The 19,221-nt window shown below is 64.9% G+C and carries 22 protein-coding genes; 11 read left to right on the top strand and 11 right to left on the bottom strand.

Going from position 1 to position 19,221, the window contains the following annotated elements:
* Nucleotides 1–4: 4 nt before the first annotated feature.
* Nucleotides 5–1,300, bottom strand: coding sequence for a lipase family protein (locus tag JWN03_RS28615; RefSeq protein WP_297621569.1), 1,296 nt, complete (start codon nt 1,298–1,300; stop codon nt 5–7).
* Nucleotides 1,301–1,725: 425 nt separating this feature from the next.
* Nucleotides 1,726–2,559 (bottom strand): acyl-CoA thioesterase domain-containing protein, encoded by an 834-nt coding sequence (locus tag JWN03_RS28610; RefSeq protein ID WP_297621567.1) that lies wholly within the window; start codon nt 2,557–2,559, stop codon nt 1,726–1,728.
* Between the two features lie 211 nt (nt 2,560–2,770).
* On the opposite strand from JWN03_RS28610, the gene JWN03_RS28605 reads away from it, so the two are divergent.
* Together JWN03_RS28605 and JWN03_RS28600 are read left to right on the top strand one after the other, a co-directional pair.
* The gene (locus JWN03_RS28605; RefSeq protein WP_297621564.1) at nt 2,771–3,076 is read left to right on the top strand and encodes a hypothetical protein; all 306 of its coding nucleotides are present in this window, start codon (nt 2,771–2,773) and stop codon (nt 3,074–3,076) included.
* Between the two features lie 262 nt (nt 3,077–3,338).
* Nucleotides 3,339–3,587: a hypothetical protein gene (locus tag JWN03_RS28600; protein WP_297621562.1), complete on the top strand. Its 249-nt coding sequence runs from the start codon at nt 3,339–3,341 to the stop codon at nt 3,585–3,587.
* Between the two features lie 115 nt (nt 3,588–3,702).
* Here JWN03_RS28600 and JWN03_RS28595 read toward each other — a convergent pair whose 3' ends face one another.
* Nucleotides 3,703–4,587 (bottom strand): helix-turn-helix domain-containing protein, encoded by an 885-nt coding sequence (locus JWN03_RS28595; RefSeq protein WP_297621560.1) that lies wholly within the window; start codon nt 4,585–4,587, stop codon nt 3,703–3,705.
* Between the two features lie 85 nt (nt 4,588–4,672).
* Nucleotides 4,673–4,909 carry a DUF397 domain-containing protein gene (locus JWN03_RS28590; protein ID WP_297621558.1) on the bottom strand — a complete coding sequence of 79 codons (237 nt, stop codon included), beginning with the start codon at nt 4,907–4,909 and terminating at the stop codon, nt 4,673–4,675.
* Nucleotides 4,910–5,393: 484 nt separating this feature from the next.
* Between JWN03_RS28590 and JWN03_RS28585 the strand changes: the two genes are divergently transcribed.
* Both JWN03_RS28585 and JWN03_RS28580 read left to right on the top strand, forming a co-directional pair.
* The gene (locus JWN03_RS28585) at nt 5,394–5,570 is read left to right on the top strand and encodes a hypothetical protein (RefSeq protein WP_297621556.1); all 177 of its coding nucleotides are present in this window, start codon (nt 5,394–5,396) and stop codon (nt 5,568–5,570) included.
* 114 nt (nt 5,571–5,684) lie between these two features.
* The gene (locus tag JWN03_RS28580) at nt 5,685–5,993 is read left to right on the top strand and encodes a hypothetical protein (protein WP_297621554.1); all 309 of its coding nucleotides are present in this window, start codon (nt 5,685–5,687) and stop codon (nt 5,991–5,993) included.
* 111 nt (nt 5,994–6,104) lie between these two features.
* Here the strand turns inward: JWN03_RS28580 and JWN03_RS28575 are convergent, their stop codons facing one another.
* A complete protein-coding gene (locus tag JWN03_RS28575) occupies nt 6,105–6,881 on the bottom strand; it encodes a GntR family transcriptional regulator (RefSeq protein ID WP_297621552.1) in 777 nt (258 codons plus the stop codon).
* Between the two features lie 173 nt (nt 6,882–7,054).
* Here JWN03_RS28575 and JWN03_RS28570 point away from each other — a divergent pair, with 173 nt between their 5' ends.
* A complete protein-coding gene (locus JWN03_RS28570) occupies nt 7,055–9,061 on the top strand; it encodes an APC family permease (protein ID WP_297621550.1) in 2,007 nt (668 codons plus the stop codon).
* Between the two features lie 8 nt (nt 9,062–9,069).
* Here JWN03_RS28570 and JWN03_RS28565 read toward each other — a convergent pair whose 3' ends face one another.
* Nucleotides 9,070–9,420, bottom strand: coding sequence for a winged helix-turn-helix transcriptional regulator (locus JWN03_RS28565; protein ID WP_297621548.1), 351 nt, complete (start codon nt 9,418–9,420; stop codon nt 9,070–9,072).
* Nucleotides 9,421–9,480: 60 nt separating this feature from the next.
* On the opposite strand from JWN03_RS28565, the gene JWN03_RS28560 reads away from it, so the two are divergent.
* The 3 genes from JWN03_RS28560 to JWN03_RS28550 all read left to right on the top strand — a co-directional run bounded on the left by JWN03_RS28560 (nt 9,481) and on the right by JWN03_RS28550 (nt 10,822).
* Nucleotides 9,481–10,227, top strand: coding sequence for an SDR family oxidoreductase (locus JWN03_RS28560; RefSeq protein WP_297621546.1), 747 nt, complete (start codon nt 9,481–9,483; stop codon nt 10,225–10,227).
* Nucleotides 10,228–10,256: 29 nt separating this feature from the next.
* Entirely contained in the window at nt 10,257–10,382 is a 126-nt protein-coding gene (locus JWN03_RS28555; RefSeq protein ID WP_297621544.1) for a hypothetical protein, read from the top strand.
* 89 nt (nt 10,383–10,471) lie between these two features.
* Nucleotides 10,472–10,822 carry a hypothetical protein gene (locus JWN03_RS28550; protein ID WP_297621543.1) on the top strand — a complete coding sequence of 117 codons (351 nt, stop codon included), beginning with the start codon at nt 10,472–10,474 and terminating at the stop codon, nt 10,820–10,822.
* 9 nt (nt 10,823–10,831) lie between these two features.
* Here the strand turns inward: JWN03_RS28550 and JWN03_RS28545 are convergent, their stop codons facing one another.
* Entirely contained in the window at nt 10,832–12,184 is a 1,353-nt protein-coding gene (locus JWN03_RS28545; protein ID WP_297621541.1) for an oxygenase MpaB family protein, read from the bottom strand.
* Nucleotides 12,185–12,204: 20 nt separating this feature from the next.
* Nucleotides 12,205–13,212, bottom strand: a complete 1,008-nt coding sequence (locus tag JWN03_RS28540; protein ID WP_297621539.1) for an oxygenase MpaB family protein — start codon at nt 13,210–13,212, stop codon at nt 12,205–12,207.
* Between the two features lie 65 nt (nt 13,213–13,277).
* Between JWN03_RS28540 and JWN03_RS28535 the strand changes: the two genes are divergently transcribed.
* The 3 genes from JWN03_RS28535 (at nt 13,278) to JWN03_RS28525 (ending at nt 16,328) form a co-directional block, all read left to right on the top strand.
* Entirely contained in the window at nt 13,278–13,931 is a 654-nt protein-coding gene (locus JWN03_RS28535; protein WP_297621538.1) for a TetR/AcrR family transcriptional regulator, read from the top strand.
* A 302-nt stretch (nt 13,932–14,233) separates the two neighbouring features.
* A complete protein-coding gene (locus JWN03_RS28530) occupies nt 14,234–14,530 on the top strand; it encodes a hypothetical protein (RefSeq protein ID WP_297621536.1) in 297 nt (98 codons plus the stop codon).
* Complete coding sequence (locus JWN03_RS28525; protein WP_297621534.1) at nt 14,523–16,328, top strand: zinc ribbon domain-containing protein; 1,806 nt, start codon at nt 14,523–14,525, stop codon at nt 16,326–16,328. Before JWN03_RS28530 ends, JWN03_RS28525 begins: the two co-directional genes overlap by 8 nt.
* Before the next feature lie 215 nt (nt 16,329–16,543).
* On the opposite strand, the gene lipB is transcribed toward JWN03_RS28525, so the two are convergent.
* The 3 genes from lipB to JWN03_RS28510 form a co-directional block, all read right to left on the bottom strand.
* Entirely contained in the window at nt 16,544–17,173 is a 630-nt protein-coding gene (lipB, locus tag JWN03_RS28520; protein WP_297621532.1) for a lipoyl(octanoyl) transferase LipB, read from the bottom strand.
* Between the two features lie 15 nt (nt 17,174–17,188).
* The gene (locus JWN03_RS28515; protein ID WP_297621530.1) at nt 17,189–18,589 is read right to left on the bottom strand and encodes an amino acid permease; all 1,401 of its coding nucleotides are present in this window, start codon (nt 18,587–18,589) and stop codon (nt 17,189–17,191) included.
* A gap of 158 nt (nt 18,590–18,747) precedes the next feature.
* Nucleotides 18,748–19,167: a pyridoxamine 5'-phosphate oxidase family protein gene (locus JWN03_RS28510; RefSeq protein ID WP_297621528.1), complete on the bottom strand. Its 420-nt coding sequence runs from the start codon at nt 19,165–19,167 to the stop codon at nt 18,748–18,750.
* Nucleotides 19,168–19,221: the final 54 nt, after the last annotated feature.

Here is a 19,221-nt window from a genome sequence, read left to right as displayed (position 1 = left end):
GCATTCAGCATTCGTTGGGCGCGGGCTCTCCCCGCAATCGCGCATCGAGCCACAGCATGGACTCCGGGAAGCCGGTGAACGCGGCGGTGATGTGCTCGCCGAACACACTGCGATACACCGCGCGCACCCCGAGGGCGCACTGTTCTTTGTAGAGGTTCTTCGCACCCTCCGAGGGCACCCAGAACTCCTGCTCACCGTTGTAGATGTACAGCGGCACAGGCGATTTCCGCCCGTCCATGCGCGTGATGCGGTAGACGTCCTGTGCCAGCGGACTGTGCAGCGGATCGGGGAAATCGGCGGCGACATCCAGCGGCAGTTGCAGCACGCCGGGTAGCCCGAAGGCGGACATGCACTGATTCTTGTATCCGACCGCCACCCACTGCGCGAGAGTATTCATGTGCGCCAGGATTTCCGGCCGTTCCCGGCCGATGCCGAAGGTGGCGGCGAAGAACACCCCCGAGGCCAGATTCGCGTTCATGCTGCGGGACAGAATCTCGTAGTCGGCGGGCACTCCGCCCATGGCCGCACCGACCACCACATCGGCCAGCTCCGGCGCGTACTCCGACATGAGCTTCACCGCGCCCTTGGCCGCGATGGACCCGCCCGAATACCCCATCAGCCCGAATCGACTGTCCCCGAACTGCTTCGGCATGGATACGCGCGTGGCGCGAATCGAGTCCAGCACGGCATGACCGGCCACGAACGGCTCGGCATAGGCCATCCGCGGCCCCTCGTGATCGGGAATGAGCACCGCGTACCCGCGCAGCAGTGACAGCTGGGTGGTCGGCGGCAGGTATTCCGCGAGATTCGTGGCGTCCGAAAAGCCGTGCACCAGTGTGTAACTCGGATTGCAGTCGCGCCCGAGCCCATTGATGGGCAGTAGATTGACCACTACCGGCCGATCTCCCGGACCGGTCCACGTGCCGGTCGGGATCACCAGCGAGGCTATGGCGTAGGAGGCCGCGCCGTGCGCATCGGTGGTCCGATACTTCAACTGCACCACCTGAAACACCGGCGTGATCAGGGCGGGCACGGCCGTCGCGGTCACGTCACGCCACTGAATCAGTTGCCCGGCACTGAAGTCGTCCAGATTGACCGGCCAGTCGTCGATGAAGGAATCGCCGATGGGATCGGGCAGCGTCCCCGCGCGCAGGGCGGCGACTTCCGGCGTCAGGCCCCCACCGTCCACCAGCGGCGTGGCCGGCGCATCGGGCAGTGGCGGCCGCGGCACAACAGCCTCGACAAATTGCTGAAATGCGGGCAACAGCCCCGATATCGGCGCACCGGACGGCTGCTGCACCGGCGGTTGCGCATGCGCAACGCCCGCAAATCCGCCTATCATCAAGGCGGCAGCGACGATTCGCAGACAACGGAGCACAACACCCCCACAGGATCAGTAGCTCAGCGGACTTGGCGAGCCTAGACGGGCGCCTACCTGCGACACTCCGCCGTAGTCTGTTCGAGTCCACATCGAGACCGGTCTGTGCCGATCCCAATTGCCCGATCCCCGGTCATGTGGATATCGAACGCCTGTTCCCACGATCGCACGTGCCCGAACCCCACCCCGCACCCGGCGAGTCGTCGAGCATTGTGGTCAACCCGTAACAGGCCACCCCACGAGTATCGCTGCCGTGCGTACTTCCGGAGGCGGATCGGCGGGATCGAAGTCGTCTCGGTCCCAGCCGATCTGCGCGGGTCACCGCAACCCGGCCGCTGTTTCGGCGATCAGGCGCGCGCGTTCATGACCGCGTCGAGTTGCGCACTGCTGATCTGCCGCCCGGCATTGGATACCGAGGTCACCATGCAGCTGCCGAAAGCGCCGCCGCGGTCGAACAGCGTGGCGACACCGACGGCCATACCGCGATCACTGACGTGACTGTCGGCCTCCACGCCGATCTCCCAGCCCTCCGGCATCCGGGCCAGCGCCAGGGTCATATCGGTATTGATGAAGCCGATGCCCGCATCACCCCAGTTGGTCATCATGCTGGTCGCCTCGCCGACCAGGGCCGCGCGCTGGAAGGGCGAGAGCTCCTCCCCCGTCACCACCCGAATCGGGTTCTGCCAGGTGCGTTTGCGCGCATTGTTCTCGTGCGCGGTGGGCACCGACGACCATTCGCCCGGATTCGCATCACTGTTGAACAGCGGCACCTGCGGCAACGAGGTGGTCGGCGCGATCTCCAGCGACGGCGGCTGCGGCTGAAACTCCCGCTGCCACAGCTCCCCGGGCGGCTGCTCCGACGGCTGCAACAGCACCACCGAGGCGCGCGCCGCCATTTTGCCGCCCTGCATCACCGACACATCGGCGACCCGAATCCGCCTGCCGTCCCGGACCCGCACGGTGGGCATGGTGGTGTGCTCGAAGCGCGCCGCGCTGAACATATCCACGGTGAGCCGCACCGGCACGAAACCATCGGTGGCGTGCTCGAGCTCCAATTGCCTAGCCATCAGGCCGCAGATCGCGGGACCCACCACCTGCGCCGAGGACCACTGACTGGCCGCGAACCGCGTCGCCTCGAACCCGCCGTCCACCACATCGAAATACGCCGGCACATCCACCACGGGTCCACCTGTCCAAGTCAATCGATCAATCCACTGCTCCCAGACCTAACACACTGCTAGAACCCGTTTCAATACGACGCCCGGCCAGCGGCCGGTGTCTTTGCCCACATCACAGCATTTCCCACGGCACGGCCGCACGGATTGGCGGTGCGCTCCGAAGGGTATCCAACTGTTATCAGCCTTGAAGGGCAGGGCGGAAAGGACGGCGATGATGCCTGCCGCCACCGATGACCCGTCCGGCACACTGGGCCATCCGCATCACGATAGGAATACCCCGTCGCATGCCGGGGAATCGTCCGGGGATCTCCCCAATTCGCCAGGGCTCACCCTTGCCGCCATCGGAATCGTCTCGGTGGCACTGACTTTGACCATCGGTGGCTACGGTTTCGCCGGGCTGGCGCTGGTGGGCGCTGCGGTCAGTGTGCTGTGCCTGGGTTTCGGAATCACGCTCGTGGTGGCCGAACACGACCGCGATCGCGTGCGCAAACAGCACCGCGGTCGGCTCACGGGGGAATGACACGCTCTGAGCGCGGTCTTTCCCAGTGCCTGAAAGAGTGCTGGAAACTGCCCCGAAAAAGATAGCTCGCAAACTTTTAGCAAGCCGAAATCACTGCTGGCCCTTCATATTCGAGGTTACAGATGCACTTGCATCTGCGCGGAGCACGGTCATAGACTCATCGTGCAAGGCACCGTAGGGGACAACCAGGGAGCCGAGCGGTGGATCACCGGCGATTCCGCGCCATCGGTTTTAACCCTCGGCTTGGCATCAGGGGCGTTCTATGAATCAGCCGATCAACCTCAGCCGACTCGGGTTTGCCGAAAGAACCCAGCCGGAGCAGTCATATTCACATGAGACTGCAACCGCTTTCGTCATTGATCAGGTCGAATCGACCGGAGCGGCGACTCGATACGATTTTGATATCGAGCGAATAGTTGCCACCGCGCATGCGATGGTGAATGACTGGGATCTGCACGTGATGCAGCCAGAAGCCTTCTGGCGTATCGCCTCCAGCTTCATCAGGCAATGAAGTAAGAACCCGCCACAAGCTAACGGGGCCCCCTTTCCAGGGGGCCCCGCAGCCTTGTCTCCGGCCGGCTCTCGAACCGGTTACACAGCCCGCCGAAGCGGGCTGGAACCTCAGCTCAAAGCTCGGCAGCTATCTTCTCCAGAAGTTTGCGGGACCGCTCCGGCGGCTCCGCCTGGACGCTCAGCTGATCCATGACCTGGCGGTAGAGTTCCAGATCCTGCCGGCGATCCAGGTACAGGGCGCTGGTCAGCTGCTCCAGATACACGATGTCGGGCAGTTCGGCCTCGGCGAATCGCAGCATGGTGAACGAGCTACCCGCAGCCGCATGCCCTCCGGCCGCATACGGCAACACCTGAATGGTGATGTTGGGCAGCTGCGACATCTCGATCAGCTGATTGATCTGCTCACGCAAAACGGCTGCACCGCCGACCGGGCGATGCAGGACCGCCTCGTCGAGGACAGCCCAGAAGCTGGGCGCGCTCGGGCGGACCAGCAATTCCTGACGGTGCCGACGCAGCGATACGCGCCTCTCACCGTCCTCATCATGACCCAGAGCGACGATGGAGCGCGCGTAATCGGATGTCTGTAGCAGACCCGGAACCAGTTGGCCCTCATAGGTCCTGATGGACTTGGCCGCGTATTCCAGGCCTAGATAGGTCTCGAACCAGGGCGGCAGCAGGTCGCTGTAGCGATGCCACCAGCCTGGCTCATTGGCCTTGCGGACCAGATCGAGGAATTGCTCACGCTCACCGGGATCGTCGACGCCATAGAGGCTCAACAGATCCCGGATATCGCGCTCCTTGAATCCGGTTCGCCCGAGTTCCAGGCGACTGATCTTGGCATGGGAACCGCGGATATGCTCGCCCGCGGCTTCCCGGGTGATGCTGTTGAGTTCCCTCAGCTTTCGTAGCTGCCCGCCCACTGCAATACGCAGTGCGGTCGGGCCACGGTCTACGACAGCGGAATTCGCCCGACCGTGAGGAACGGGTTCTGCGATCATGGGGTCCACTCCGATGCTCGGATTTGCCGGCAGTGGGCCACAACCGCACGTCGCGAACCACCGCGCCGATTGCCAATGCTACCGCTCAGAACGCCAGATCGTCGAACTCTCCACTCTTGGCGCCCAGCAGGAAGCATTCGATCTCGGGGCGGGTGTAGACCAGCACCGATCCTTCCGGGTCCCGTGAGTTCCGCATGGCTACCTCGCCGTTCGCCAGTTTCGCGAGTTCCACGCAGTTACCGCTGGGGTTGCTGAAAGTGCTCTTGCGCCAAGAGAGTTCGTTGGGGTTGATGTCGAGATGGGTTGCCGGAATATCCATCATTTCAGACTCCTTGCCAGTACCGCCCGCAGACGGTGGTTCAGTACTTGCAAATGTTCGGCCAAATGTTCTTGCAGTTGCAACCGCAAGAACGACGATAGCACGTGGGTAGCCCGCTATCGATGGCAGAAATCGGGCATATCCTTTGCAACACAACAGGTTTGATCTTGTTCAGCCAGGTTGCGATGCGAAGTTGTGAAGAAATTTCGACATTCCGTACCAGTAGGTTTCATATTTGGCTGGCTACCTGCGAACAGGTCAATATCTGGCGAACCCCGGAGCCGCAGGAAACGCTGGACCGGAAAGCGGCCACCGGAGTGGACATTTCGACCGCCGGCCGCCCGGCGCGTAATCCCTGGCGCCACAACAACACCGAAACGGACGAAACCCTAGCGACACGAGTGATCGAACGTGCAGATGTACTTGCATCTGCCTCTTTCACCCTCATACACTCAGTGCAACCATTCCCCTCGGCAAGAGGCATCCCATGACACAGATGCTCGCCCGCAACACCGATATCGCCGGCGACGGCTGCGAGAACGAACCACGCAGTCTCACTTATCGCAAAGCGCGCGCACTACTGCGTGTGCACGATCAACACTTCGCCTGCCGGCAGTATCTGGCGGCAGTGGCGTACCTTTCGGCGGACAACGACGTCGACTGATTCCTCTGCACGACTGATTCCTGTGTGCGGCAACTGAATTCTTCCCCTTGCGCAACACGGCTCCGGGCGGGTACTCCGGATAGAGAACCCGTCCTCTCGTGGAAGTGCGCCAAGATGATGCTGACTGCTGCCCACGAAGTGCTGACCCAGCACCTGCTCACCCAGAACGTCTTGGCCCAGCTGGGCAACCCCACGCCAGAGACACCGCCGGTGGCGGACAAGCTGATGCGGCTGGTCCGTTACTTCACCTGGTTCGTACTACTGGCAGGGGTCCTCGCCATCATCTTCGCCGGCGGCAAGTTCGCCTGGGAGAAGTGGAACGGCGGCTCGCTCACCGCGCCGAAGCAGATAGCGGGCGCGTTGATCGGCGGGATCATCGCCACCAGTGCGGGCACCATTATGAACGCCGTCATCGGGCAATAGGCAGCGCTGCCAAATCAAGCAGCGCCGTCATCGGACAACGCCGTCATCGGACAATTTGCGCTGTCGTCTCAGACAAGATCGGCCGAAGCCGCCGCCACTGCGCCGTAATGACTACGCCGTAGCGGCGTGCACGGTCTCCTCTTCGAGGCCGGCGGTACCCACCAGCTCCTCGAACCGCGCCACCACCTTCTGGTGGTAGAGCCCGAACAGATCCTCGAAGAGCGCCAGCTGCGCCTCACTCGGCCCGTTGTCCGATTCCCAGACCGCCACCAGCGCGCGCCAGACCAGCACATGCAGATCCGGCGAGACCGCGAAGTACGCCTGCACCGCCTCCGGCACCTCGAGCACCATCTCACCGATGGAGTTGAGGACCGCGCGCTGCATGACATGCCCGAGGGCGGTCAGCATTCGGCGCAGCAGGCCCAGCTCGATGCGCAGCATCCGATACGGGTCCGGATCCGCGCTGCGCGCAAGGGTTTCCAGCTCATCGATATCGGCCTTGAATTCACCGGGATCGATGGCGCGATCGCTGCCGGTGTACGCGAGTAGGGCCTCCAGCGCGATGCCGCGCTCCTCTTCGACAATATTGCCGAACATGTCCGCGACCAGTTCGGGCTCCGGCATGGAGAGCCGGAACAACCGCCGGTAGACATCCACACCGCCCTCGGCGCGCACATCGCGGATCACGAATCCCTTGCCGCGGTGCGCATCCACGAATCCGTACGACTCCAGCCGTCCCAGAATCAGTTGCGCCGTCGCACGATTCAGGTCGAACTCGTCCGCGACCTGTCGAACGGACGGCATCAGGCCACCGGGCGTGTACTGCCCGGATGCCACGCGGCGCGCCAACTCGTCTGCAACGTCGGCGACGACCGTCCGGTCACCCATCGTGTCACCTCTCCTGAATCTGGTTCACGTCCCAGACAGTGTATGTGGTTAGTCGGACAACTGCACAAGTCTCGGGGCTCGCAAGTAGAAGCACCGCTGTTCAATGCATCTTTACGGAATCCATACGGCGCGCGCACCGGTTCGTGCGGATTTCCCGCTTAGGCTCAGCCACCGTGGTTTCACCGATCGATGTCGCCAAACGACTTGTTCTCGGGCGACCGTTTCGCAGCGATCGACTCGGCGAGACACTGCTGACGAAACGCCTGGCCCTGCCCATCTTCGCCAGCGATCCGCTGTCGTCGGTGGCCTACGCGACCCAGGAGATCCTGCTCATTCTCACCCTGGGCGGGCTGAGCTATCTGCATTTCACCCCGCTGGTGGCCGGTGGTGTGGTGGTGCTGCTCGCGGTGGTGGCGCTGTCCTACCGGCAGGTGGTGCAGGCGTACCCGTCCGGCGGCGGCTCCTACGAAGTGGTGGCGGAGAATCTGGGCGCGCTGCCCGGATTGGTCGTGGCGGCGGCGCTGTTGGTGGACTATGTCATGACGGTCGCGGTGTCTGTCTCGGCCGGTGTCGACAACATTATTTCCGCGGTCCCGGATCTGAATCCGTTCCGGGTCGCCATCAATCTGGCCTTCATCGTCTTCCTCACCGCCATGAACCTGCGCGGCGTGCGTGAGTCGGGACGGCTGTTCGCCATCCCCACCTACGGATTCATCCTCGGTGTCCTCGTGCTCATCGTGGCCGGCTTCGGCGAGATGCTGCTGGGGCACACTCCGGTCGCCGAGAGCGCGCACTATCAGATCCATGCCGAGCAGGTGGGGCTCTCCACCGCCGGTCTGGCCTTCCTGCTGCTACGCGCCTTCTCCTCCGGCTGTACCGCGCTCACCGGCGCGGAGGCCATTTCGAACGGTGTGCCCGCCTTCCGGAAACCCAAGGCGCTCAATGCGGCCCGCACCATGACGGCCATGGGCGTCATCGCCATCGTCATGTTCACCGGCGTGACCGCACTGGCCATGATCACCAAAACCAAGGTCACCGAGAACGCCTGCGATCTCATCGGTTTCCCGGGCGATTGCCACAACGACGCGCAGAAGACCGTTATCGCGCAGATCACCGCGGCGGTCTTCGGCGGGCACAGCGTCGCCTTCTACTACCTGATGGTGACGACGGCGCTCATCCTCGTGCTGGCCGCCAACACCGCCTACAACGGCTTCCCGCTGCTGAACTCGATTCTGGCGCAACGCCGCTATATGCCGCGGCAGCTGCACACCCGTGGTGACCGGCTGGCCTTCTCCAACGGCATCATCCTGCTGGCCGTCGTCGCCGGGATTCTGATCTACGCGTTCCACGGGTCGACCACGCGTCTGATCCAGCTCTACATCGTGGGTGTGTTCACCTCCTTCACGCTCTGCCAGATCGGCATGGTGCGGCACTGGAACCGCGAATTGCGTTCGGAGCAGAGCAAAGCGGACCGCCTGCGGGTCCACCGGGCCCGCGCCATCAATGCCTTCGGCGCCTGCTTCACCGGTGTGGTGCTGGTGGTCGTCATGGTCACCAAGTTCACCCACGGCGCGTATCTGGTGGTCATCGCCATGCCGATTCTGGTGGCCATCATGTGGTTCATCCACCGGCACTACACGGCGGTGCGAGCCGAATTGGATATCGACCCGGACGATCTGGAGACCCTGCCCGGCCGGGTGCATGCCCTGGTGCTGGTTTCGGGCTGGCACAAGGCAACCCACCGGGCCGTGCAGTTCGCGCGCGCTACCCGGCCGGACACGCTGACCGCCGTCACCGTCAATGTCGATGAGGCGGATACCCGCCGGCTCGCGGATGCCTGGGATCGCAATCATGTGGGTATCCCGCTGAAGGTGATCGAGTCGCCGTATCGCGAGATCACCGGCCCGGTCGTCGAGGAGATCAAGCGGCAGCGCAAGTCCCGTCCGCGCGATGTGGTGAGCGTATTCATCCCCGAATACGTGGTGGGCCGCTGGTGGGAGAACCTGCTGCACAATCAGAGTTCGCTGCGGCTCAAGGCGCGACTGCTCTTCGAACCGGGTGTCATGGTGACAAGCGTGCCCTTTCAGCTGCAGTCCTCGCGGTCCCGTGACTTCCAGACGGTGGAGCATCGCGCGGGCGAGGTCCGGCGGGGCATTACCGGTCCCAGCGACCCGACCTGAGTCCAGCCCTAGGCGTCGTCCCCGGTCGCACCCTCGAGGTTCCAGCGCTCCGACCACTGCCACAGTGGTTCCAGCGCCAGCCCGAGTTCGCTTCCGGCCTCGGTCAATTCGTAGGACTTGTCCGGTTTCTTGACCACCACGCCCACCTCCTGCAGCCGCTGCATGCGCACCGACAGCATGCTCGACGAGCAATTTCCCATGCGCCGGCGCAGTTCCAGGAAGCCGAGCGGGCCGGGCTCCAGTTCCCAGATCACGCGCAGCATCCAGCGCTGTCCGAGTAGGTCCATGGCGGCGAGCAAGGGTGCTGCCGAGTGCTGGGCGCGGCTCTTGCCCACCGCGAGTTGCCTTGCGCTTCTCATTTCGAACCACCATATTGGTTCTGAATAAGAAGCGTTCGTCGGGGGCTGGAAGGACTGGGTATGCAGCGAATCGTGTTGGTTACCGGCGCATCTCGTGGTATCGGCGCGGAGACCGCACGGGTGCTCGCGGCACGCGGGGACCATGTGGTCGTCAACTATCGGGAGAAACGCAAGCGCGCGGAGGTGATCGCGGCGGATATCGCCGCGGCCGGCGGCAGCGCCTCGGTGGCGGGCGCGGATATCGCCGACCCGGACAGTGCGCGAGGGCTCATCGATTCCGTGATCGAAGAGTTCGGGCGGCTGGATGTGCTGGTGCTCAATGCCTCCGGCGGGCTGGAGCGTGCTGCCGCACCGGAGTACGCCATGCGGCTCAATCGCGATGCGCAGACCCGGTTGGTGCGCCTCGCACTCGAACACCTACCCGCGGGCGGGCGCATCGTCTTCGTCACCAGCCATCAGGCGCACTTCTCCGCCACCCGCCCGGTACCCGCCGGCTATGAGCCGATCGCCGCGAGCAAACGCGCCGGAGAAGCTGCGCTGCGCGAGATGATCCCCGAATTCGACAGTCGCGGAATCGGTTTCACGGTCGTCTCCGGTGACATGATCGACGGCACGATTATCGTGCGACTGCTCGAACGCCGTGATCCCGATGCCGTGACCGCTCGCCGCGAGCAGGGCGCCTTGCCGACAGTCGAAGAATTCGCGACCGCGGTCGCCGATGCGACAACCGCCGATACCGCGTCCGGCCGCACCAGTTACGTCGGCGGCCAGGACTTCGCGCTGCCCGCCGCGGAAAACAGCTGGTGAGCACTCCGGCCGCGTGACAGCATCGTTCGATGCCGCACCTGGTCCACGTTCTGCCCGCCTTCACCCTCGCGTGCCTGATTCTGGCCGCGCTTCCCGGCCCCGAGCGGGCGCTGGCTGCCGTGCTGGGCCTCGGGCTCGCGGACGAGGCGCGCTGAGCCGAGCGGACACCGTAGGCGTATTCGGCGCGGGGCCTATGTTTGTGGGTGACGAGTGTTCGAGCGGGCTGCGGCGAGGAGGTGCGGGCATGGTCGACGACGTCGGCAAAAGCTGGAACGATCCGCCGACGCTGCGGCGTGCCGCGCGCTATGTGGTGGCGGTCCTGGCCCTCACGGCCGTGGTGGTCGCGCTGGCTCTGGTGTGGGCCGCCGCACGACCGCAGTGCCTCAATGCCGACTCCCTGATGTGCGATTCCGCCGCGCGTCTTGCCGTCGCCCTGGGTCCCGCCATTGTGCTGCTGCTGGGCGGTCTCGGCGCGTTCGTCATCACCTTCCAGGAGTGGCGGGCAGCGCGGCCGTGGACGATCTGGCAAGGCGCCGGGTGGTTCCTGTTCACCGCGATGGTCATCTATCTGAGCATCGCGGGCGGCTCCGGCTGAGGCCGCGGTTCACACCGGACACTGCGGCGTCCCCTCCGCAGAGACATCGTGATGGTCGAACGGCGTGCCCTTGATCCCCACCCGTGCGGCCAGGAAGCGAGCGACTCGAATATTGCGGTCCCAGAACGGGTCCACGACTTCGGCGCGACGGATCATGCGGCGGCGGGCACCAGGCAGATGATCATCCAGTGCGCGTAACCGCACGGCGGCCGTGGTGACCATGCCGGTCGCCGCGGACCAGGGCTGCAACGGAACCGCACGCAGCGGCGTATCTGCCAGCAGCGCCCTGATCAGCGGTTGACTGCTGTAGTACGCGAACATACCCAATGCCGGTGCGGTAGCCGCGATTTGGACGCGCCCCAGCAGGGTGGCCGGACTGAACCCGCGGGTTGCGGCACCGGCCATATTCGCCGTCCGTTCCGGAGCGACCCCGGCGGTGGCGACCATATAGTCCACCATCTCCATTCCCTCGGCGGCCGACCGCGGAATCAGTTCCTCGGCCACACCGAAGCAGTAGGCGATATATGCCCAGTAGTGCATCACCGCATCGAGTTGCCTGGTACTGCACCGCCGCCCGTGCACATGGTCGAAGCAGATCGGCGTCAGCCCGAAGGTGACGGCCGCGCCCATGGTGGTGGCATTGGAGATGGGATTCCCGTGCAGCGCGAAATGATCGTCACCCCAGCGCCGGCGCAGCATGGCGCGGACCTGCGCATGCATGAGCCGCACCCGCACGGTGTCGTGCAGAATCGGCGAAGTGCGCTCTAGGGCGCCGGGTGCGGTGACACTGCCGAACCAGACGGCGGATTCGAGATTCCGGCGATAGGGGTCCTTGACGAAACGCCCCGTCTCCCCCACTGCCGAGGCGACCTCGGCACCGACGAAGGTCCCCATGAAATCCTGTACGCCCATGGCCATCTTCCCGGCCGTGGACACATTGATCCACAGTCGGCGGCCGTACTCCCACAGCTCGGGGTCGTACCAATCCGGCGGATTGTCTATGCGCGCAAAGAGATTCACCAGCTCCGCGGGCGGATCGTCCACGCTGTCGATGCCATGGGCGAGCGCCTGGGTCAGCATGCGCCGGCCGCCGGCGGTGCCGAGTCGCCGGAAGGCCGCGACCACCTCGTCCATGAGCTCGTCGCCCTGCCACAGGTGGTCGGCCATAAGCCGAGTGCGCGGAGTCTCCACGGGTTCCAGGCGCACATCGAGCCACGGTGACAGCATGGCTTTGCGCGGCTCGAACCAGAGTTCCGAGGCGACCGCACGGGTCGGCGGTGGGCGCAGCGGCATGCCGGGGCGGTAGAAATAGTCGTACGGATGTCTGCCGTCGACGGGCTGGACTTCGGTCAGTGGCTGCATAACTCTGGACACCTTCTGCTCTAAAACCCGGTCAGCTGACGGAATTTGGTGACCGCGTCACCGCCCGGATCGGTGTGGACGGGGCAGTAGTGCTTGGGATCTGCGCGGTGCTCCGGTGCGGGCCACAGCGATTGGGGCGCCTCCGGCGGCGCCATGGCCTCGGGCCGCTTCCCCACCACCCGGCGGCGGGCGGCACGAATGCGCGGGAAGGAGTACTTCACCTCTTCCGGCGTCACACGATTCAGTGCGGACAGTGCCCGGCAGAGTCGGCCGAAGAGCCACTGATCGCGATCGGTCCAGGTGAAGCCCATGGTGTCGCGAATGGCGGGATCACACAGACCGACGGTGATGAACTTGACCAGTCCCGCGCCGGTCGGGCGAATCAGCTTTTCCCACAGCGGTTCCGGCAGCCGCCGCAGCACCGGGAACGGTGGCACCGGCGCGGTATCGATGAGGTTGTACACATCCCACGCCGCCTGCGTCGGCTCCAAGGTGTTGTGGCACATATCGCGCCAGTAGCGGCGGAAGGCGGTCCAGGACTCCGGCACCACCCGCATGCTCATGCCGTACATCTCGTACCACTGGTAGTGCTCGCGCCAAAGCTGTTCGCGCTGTGGGCCGGTCAGGCCGCCCATGAAATGTTCCGCGGTGCGCAAGGTCTGCATGAAGAACACCGCATGCGCCCAGTAGAAGGTGCCGGGGTCGAGCGCGTGGTAGCGGCGGCCTTGCGCGTCGATGCCTTTGATCTCACGGTGGTACCCGACGATCTCCTGCGCCGTCTGCCGCGCCCGCGGTCCATCGAAGACGACACCGATGATCGGATAGGCGGAGCGGAGGACGCGTTGATACGGCTCGCTCCCGATGTCGGAGTGGAACTCCACGCCCGCACCGAGTCCAGGGTGCATGTTCTGCACCATGCCCATGAAGAATCCGGTCGGCCCGTAGAACACGGAGCCGAAGATCTTCCACGTCAGCGAGTCCGGGCCGAGCGGCACCGGCTCGCGTCCAACGACAGCTTGTGACACCATGGCCACAGGCTGACACGAATAATTACTCGCATTCAATTCGCATTCCGAACCGTCGCAGAAACGCTATGCCACCGAAACGACAACTCCCGAAATCGCCTGCCGCGCCGCGAAAATCACCGCAGCAGCAGCGTTCCCGCGCCATGGTCGAGCGCATTGTCGACGCGGGCCAGCAGGTATTGATCGGGCACGGGTACGACGGCGCCTCGACCAATCGCATTGCCGAGGCGGCCGGTATCAGTCCCGGATCGCTGTATCAGTACTTCCCGAACAAGGATGCCGTGGTCGCCGCGGTGATCGAGCGCTACACCACCGAGGTCGCCGATCGTGTCCGCGCCCGCGTGGTAGCGAATATGACCCGCAATCCGGAAATCGCGGTGCCGGAAACGATTTCGGAGCTCCTGGATGCGCTGGGCACACACCGCGAGCTGCTGCGTGCCGTAGTCGAACAGACGCCGCGCCTGTCCTCCGGCGCGACGGTATTCGCCTTCGAACAGCAGATCGGCGAGCTGGCGCGGCTGGCCTTGTCCATGCACGCACGCGCCATGCCGGCCGATGTGGATTCCGACGCGGCCGCCTGGATGCTGGTGCGCGCGGTCGAACATCTCACCATTCGCTACCTCCTCGACGATCCGCCGATCCCCCGCGATCGCTTTCTAGCGGACATCACCCGGCTGATGCTCAATTACTTCCGGGAGCCGCGGCCGCGAGCGTCTACATAGATCTCATACTGTCTGAGACCGGAGTGACTGCCTGAAGATCTGGCCGACCTCACCTCCGATCAACGCTTCCGGCGGCTCGGTATGCACGCCGCCGCGCGGGTGACGCCGGGGATTGGCCTGCCCTCCGAATCGCCGCCGAACCGACGCGGCAAAAATCGGCGAAAGAGGCGAGACGTACCACCGGTGTGATGCATAGGGTCTACACGGCTCGGGCTATCCGGACGAAGTCGATTATATGAAACATCGCAGTTCACAACATAATTCGACTTCCCGACGGTGATCAGCAGTGATAGCATTCGAACATGCATTCGAGAGACATTGCCACCCGCCCACCCCGCGTCGCCCGCCTGGCCGACACCGTGGGTGCGGCGCTGGATGCCTCCTCGGCTCTCATGACCGATGACGCCGTGATCGAGGTCGTGCCCGTTGTGAGGGTGGACCCCGCGCGGCATGCACGCCGCCCGGCGCAGGGCAGTAGATACGCTGGGACCGGCAAGGGACTGCCCCAGCGGGCTACGGCCCAGGCCGCTGGTCTGTTCGGCGAACAGCATGACGAGCATTCCCGCCGCGACTGGGCTCGAGGTGCTCGACGTGACTGAACTTGTTGTAGCGCGACAGTTCTCATTCACCACCCGCGCGTATTTAGCCGTCGACGACGCGACCGGGGAATCGATCGGGCTCGACGAGGTCGACACTCGGGTCGGGTGGCTGCTCGACCTGATCTCCGGTGCCAGTGCCGACCTGCTAACCCGGCTGTGGCAGCCGGGCACCTTCGATGTGCTCGCAGCCGGTAGCGACACCCAAGACCGCAAACTGCCCGCACAAGGCCATGTCGCCGCGGCCCGTCTGGGCTGGACCCCGACCTACCCGGACGGGATCTACGTGCCCTCGAGGGTGACCCGGGTGGTGACCGCACAGGTGACGACCACCCTGCGGACCCTGGCCTACCGGGACACCGCCGTCGGCGCGCTATCTGCCCTATTCGATCCGGCGACAGGACGTTTCGCCCCACCCACCGGCCGCGAGGATCATGTGCCGTCGGGCTTCGCGCGGGGAGTGCGCCGTCAACTCATCGCCCGCTCGCGAGGCAGCGAAGGTATGCAGGCAACGCGGTTGCGGATCACCGATATCCAGAGTCCCGCGCAGATGGCAGCGATGGCCCGCCTGTCCGCAGCCGATCAACAGCTCGCGCAGCTCACCGTGGCCGGGCGCGAGTTGGTGTTGACTGTGAAGCTGCCTACCTGCCCCGCCCCGGCCGGGCGGGCGGACTGGCGGCGGGTCCGATTGACCGCCGCCCTCCGGGAGTACCTGCACGACAGGGCTGTCACCGACTGGCATCTGCCGACCCTGGCCATCGACTGCAAGGGCCTGCTATGGCGGTGCGCGGCAACCGAGATGGTGCCCGCAGCCGACCTGACGGCGGGAACCGTCGCGGTGGGGGTGGACTGGTCTCCGTCAACGCTTGGTGCCGCCGCGCTGGTAGTGCACGGCTCGGACGGGTTGTCCTCGGATTTTCGTGGTTGGACTTACGACGACCGTGGGCTCGGGGTGAAACTGGCGCGCCTGCAAACCGAAGGTCAAATGCTGCACCGCAAGTCGGCACGGTTGACCCGGCTCGCCGCCTGCGCCCCGCCCGAGGTTCGCGCAAGGCTCGAGGCGAAGATCGCCGTGCTCGAGGCGCACCGCACCGCGGTGGATGCCAAGCGGGGAAAGGTCAACCGGGAGTTGGCGTTCCACTTCGCAGGTCAGGTCACCGACTACGCCGTCGCGGCGGGCGCACAGCTGATCGCGGTGGAAGATCTCACCACCCTGGAGACCCGCTCACATGGGCGGGTCAACAACAACCGGGCGGCGCAGTCGGCCCGCCGCCACGCGGTCACAGCCCTAGCACACACCGCCGCTGGGGCTGGCGTCGTGGTGGTTTCGGTGCCCGCACCCGGATCGTCGGCGTTGTGTCCAGGCTGCGACGAAACACTGTCTCGTCCGGGTGGTTACCACTGTGCGTGGTGCCCGAGCTGCCGGGTCGGGGGTAATCGCGACCATGTAGCGAGTATCAACCTGGCCAAACGGGTGTTGTTGGGTAAAACCAAAGCCACCCGGCGGCGCGGGCAATTGCCCGCGATCCGGGTGACCGAGCATGCGCCGGTGCGGCGATGCCGGAACAAGATCCGCCCGACACCACCTCGCCCGCGCCATCGCCGGGTTCGCCGCAGTCTGCCAACCGCGATTAAACGGTTGGGGGTGAATTCGAAACAGAATTTTCCTGCACCACAAGCGTCGGTGTGGGACACGGTCAAATCCTCAGCGCCGAAAGGCGTTGTCGGTAGCCGTGACACACGTACATCTCTAGCGTCTGACACTCCGGTGGCCGACACTAGAGATCTATGTAGACGCTGATTCAGGCACTGCCAGCGCCCGGAAACCCTTGGTACCCATGGTTGTCGCGCGCCTCCGCCAGCCACACCGCGGAGGCCAGACCGGGGCCAGGCCGCCGCCGATAACGACGTACCGACGCGGGTCGTTCATGACTGCTCCCAGGGCTCTTGCCTTCTCTCGCAAGGTAGTCCGGGGGCTGCGTGGGTGTCTCGGGTTCCGTCGGATCGTGTCGGGTGTCAGCAGCCCAGAGCGTTCGCGATTGCGCCCCGTATCCCGGCATCGCCCGGGACCGGGATGCCGCGCTCGGAGGCGAGTTCGGCGAGGGAAACCATGGTGACGTCATGAATGCCGCACACGGTGAATTGCTGGAACGGCCGCATGTCCGGGTCGATGTTCAAGGCGAAACCATGGCTGGTGATGCCGCCTCGAATGCGCATTCCGATGGATGCGAGCTTTCGGTGATCAGAAGTCCACACGCCCACCAAACTTGTTGAACCGGCAGGTGTTTCACGACGGATGGCACTGAAGCCCAAGGTGGCCAACGCCTCGATCAGGCCGTTCTCCAGCCACCGCACGATATCCACCGGCCCACGGTCGGCAAGACCGACAATGAGGTAGCCGATGAGCTGTCCCGGACCGTGATACGTCGCGAAACCGCCGCGATCGACCTCGACCAGCTCGAGGTCGGAGACGGGTAGATCCGCCGGTTCGGTACGGCGGCCGTACGTGACCACCGGCGGATGCTCGAGCAGGAACAGCCGGTCACCGACTGTCCCTGCCCGGCGTTGCAGCACCCACTCCGTCATGTCCGAAAGCGCTTGGCGGTAGGGCACTGTGCCGAGGTCTATCCGCTGCACCAGTCGCATAGTGCAGTGAGCTTATTACCCGATGGTGTTCCGCCGCCGCGACAGCAGCGGGTAGGCGGCGCACACCAGCGCACCCCACACCACACCGACCACAATGGCCGTGCGGCCCGAGTCGGTGAAGAACAGCAGCACGACGACCAGCGCCAGGAAGGCCAGGGCCAGTACCGAAGTCACCGGTGCGCCCGGCAGGCGGTAGTCGCTCGCGGGGAGCAGGCCGGCTTTCACGCGGGCGCGATAGATCAGGTGGCAGACCAGAATGATGCCCCAGACGAAAATGATGCCCATGGTGGAGACCGAGGTGACGTAGCCGAAGGCCTTCTCCGGCGAGAAGTAGTTCACCGCCACACCGATCACCATGACTGCCGCCGATACCGCGATACCTGTGGCAGGCACCGACCGTGTGCTCAGCGCGCCCAGCCGGGCGGGCGCCTCCTCGCGCTGCGCCAGACTGCGCAGCATGCGGCCGGTGGAGTAGATGCCGGAGTTGCACGAGGACAGCGCCGCGGTCAGCAGCACGAAGTTGATGATGGCGGCCGCGCCCGGAATACCGATCTGCTCGAACACCTCGACGAACGGGCTGCGCCCGGCATGGAAATTACGCCAGCTGGACACCGACAGAATGACGATGAGCGCACCGACATAGAACAGGCCGATGCGGAACGGCAGGGTATTGATGGCCTTGCGCAAGGTGTTCTTCGGGTCGCGGGCCTCGCCGGCGGTGACGCCGACCAGCTCCACACCGACATAGGCGAAGACGACGATCTGCAGCACCAGCAGCGCCTGCCCGAAGCCGTTCGGGAACACTCCGCCGTCGTTCCACAGATTGGCGGGCGTCGGATTGACGGCATGGCCGAAGTGGAAGATGAGCACGCCGATACCGATGGCGATCATGGCGATGATCGCGGTGACCTTGATGATGGAGAACCAGAACTCGCCCTCGCCGAACAGCTTCACCGACACCAGGTTCAGCCCGAACATAATGCCGAGCACCACCAGCGCGGTGACCCACTGCGGGATGTCGAACCAGTACTGCACGTACTTACCGGCCACGGTGATCTCGGCCATGCAGGTGCTCACCCAGACGGCCCAGTAGGTCCAGCCGGTGGCGAAGCCGGCGAAGCGGCCCAGGAATTCGTTCGCGTAATCGGCGAAGCTGCCGGTGACCGGGCGGTAGGTGAGCAGCTCGCCCAGCGCCCGCATGATGACGAAGATGGCCAGGCCTGCGACCAGATACGCGAGGATGAGCGCGGGGCCGGCCTTTTCGATCGCGCCGCCCGCGCCGTAGAACAGGCCGGTGCCGATAGCGCCGCCGATGGCGATCATCTGGATGGTGCGCGGTGACAGTCCCCGGGAGTAACCCTCGTCCCCGGTTAGTTCGGCCGATTCGGCCGGCGCCTGCCTATCAGAGGCTGTCATGTGTTCCTTCCACGTGCGTGCGGCCGCACCGCATCTCGGCCTCCATTGGCACAGATGCGTGGGCCGCGCCGAGCTTGCCGACGGATTGCCGCGCTCGGACCAACGGCGTGTCAGGGTACCGGAGACGTATCGGGGGTCACAGTCGCCAGGCCGGGGAACTACTCATCGGTAACGTCATCGACGAGTTCGACGCCGGTGATCACCTCGGTCTCGATGCGAATCAGGTGATCCATGGGCATGGTGATCCACGAATCGATCAGGGTCTCGTATCGCTGCACCTGTTCGGGATCGGTGATCACGCGCGCCACCCCCGTGACAATGACGCTCCACCCGCGGCGGGTGTGCTCGTCGAAGTCGTCCGCCTCGTACGCGACGATCTGCCCGTCACCGCCCAGCAGACTCGCGCCCAAATTCGCGCGCACCAGGACCGCATCTTCTTCGACGATGTGGTTCACCGGCCGAATGATCGGAATTCCGCGGCGCGAGAGCACAATTCGTCCGTACTGCGCACCGGCCAACCGCTTCAGCGAATCGGCAGCCGAGAGCTCGCGCAGCGTTCGTTGCCCTTCGCCGCCCATCCCTCCAATTGTGGCCGAACTCGCGGAATTTCGCCAATTGTGTTGCCGCAACCG

It is taken from the genome of Nocardia sp. (assembly GCF_025465275.1).
Classification (GTDB): Bacteria; Actinomycetota; Actinomycetes; order Mycobacteriales; family Mycobacteriaceae; genus Nocardia.
The sequence above is the reverse complement of the archived record's forward strand: the minus strand, read 5'-3'. Positions and strand labels throughout refer to the sequence as shown.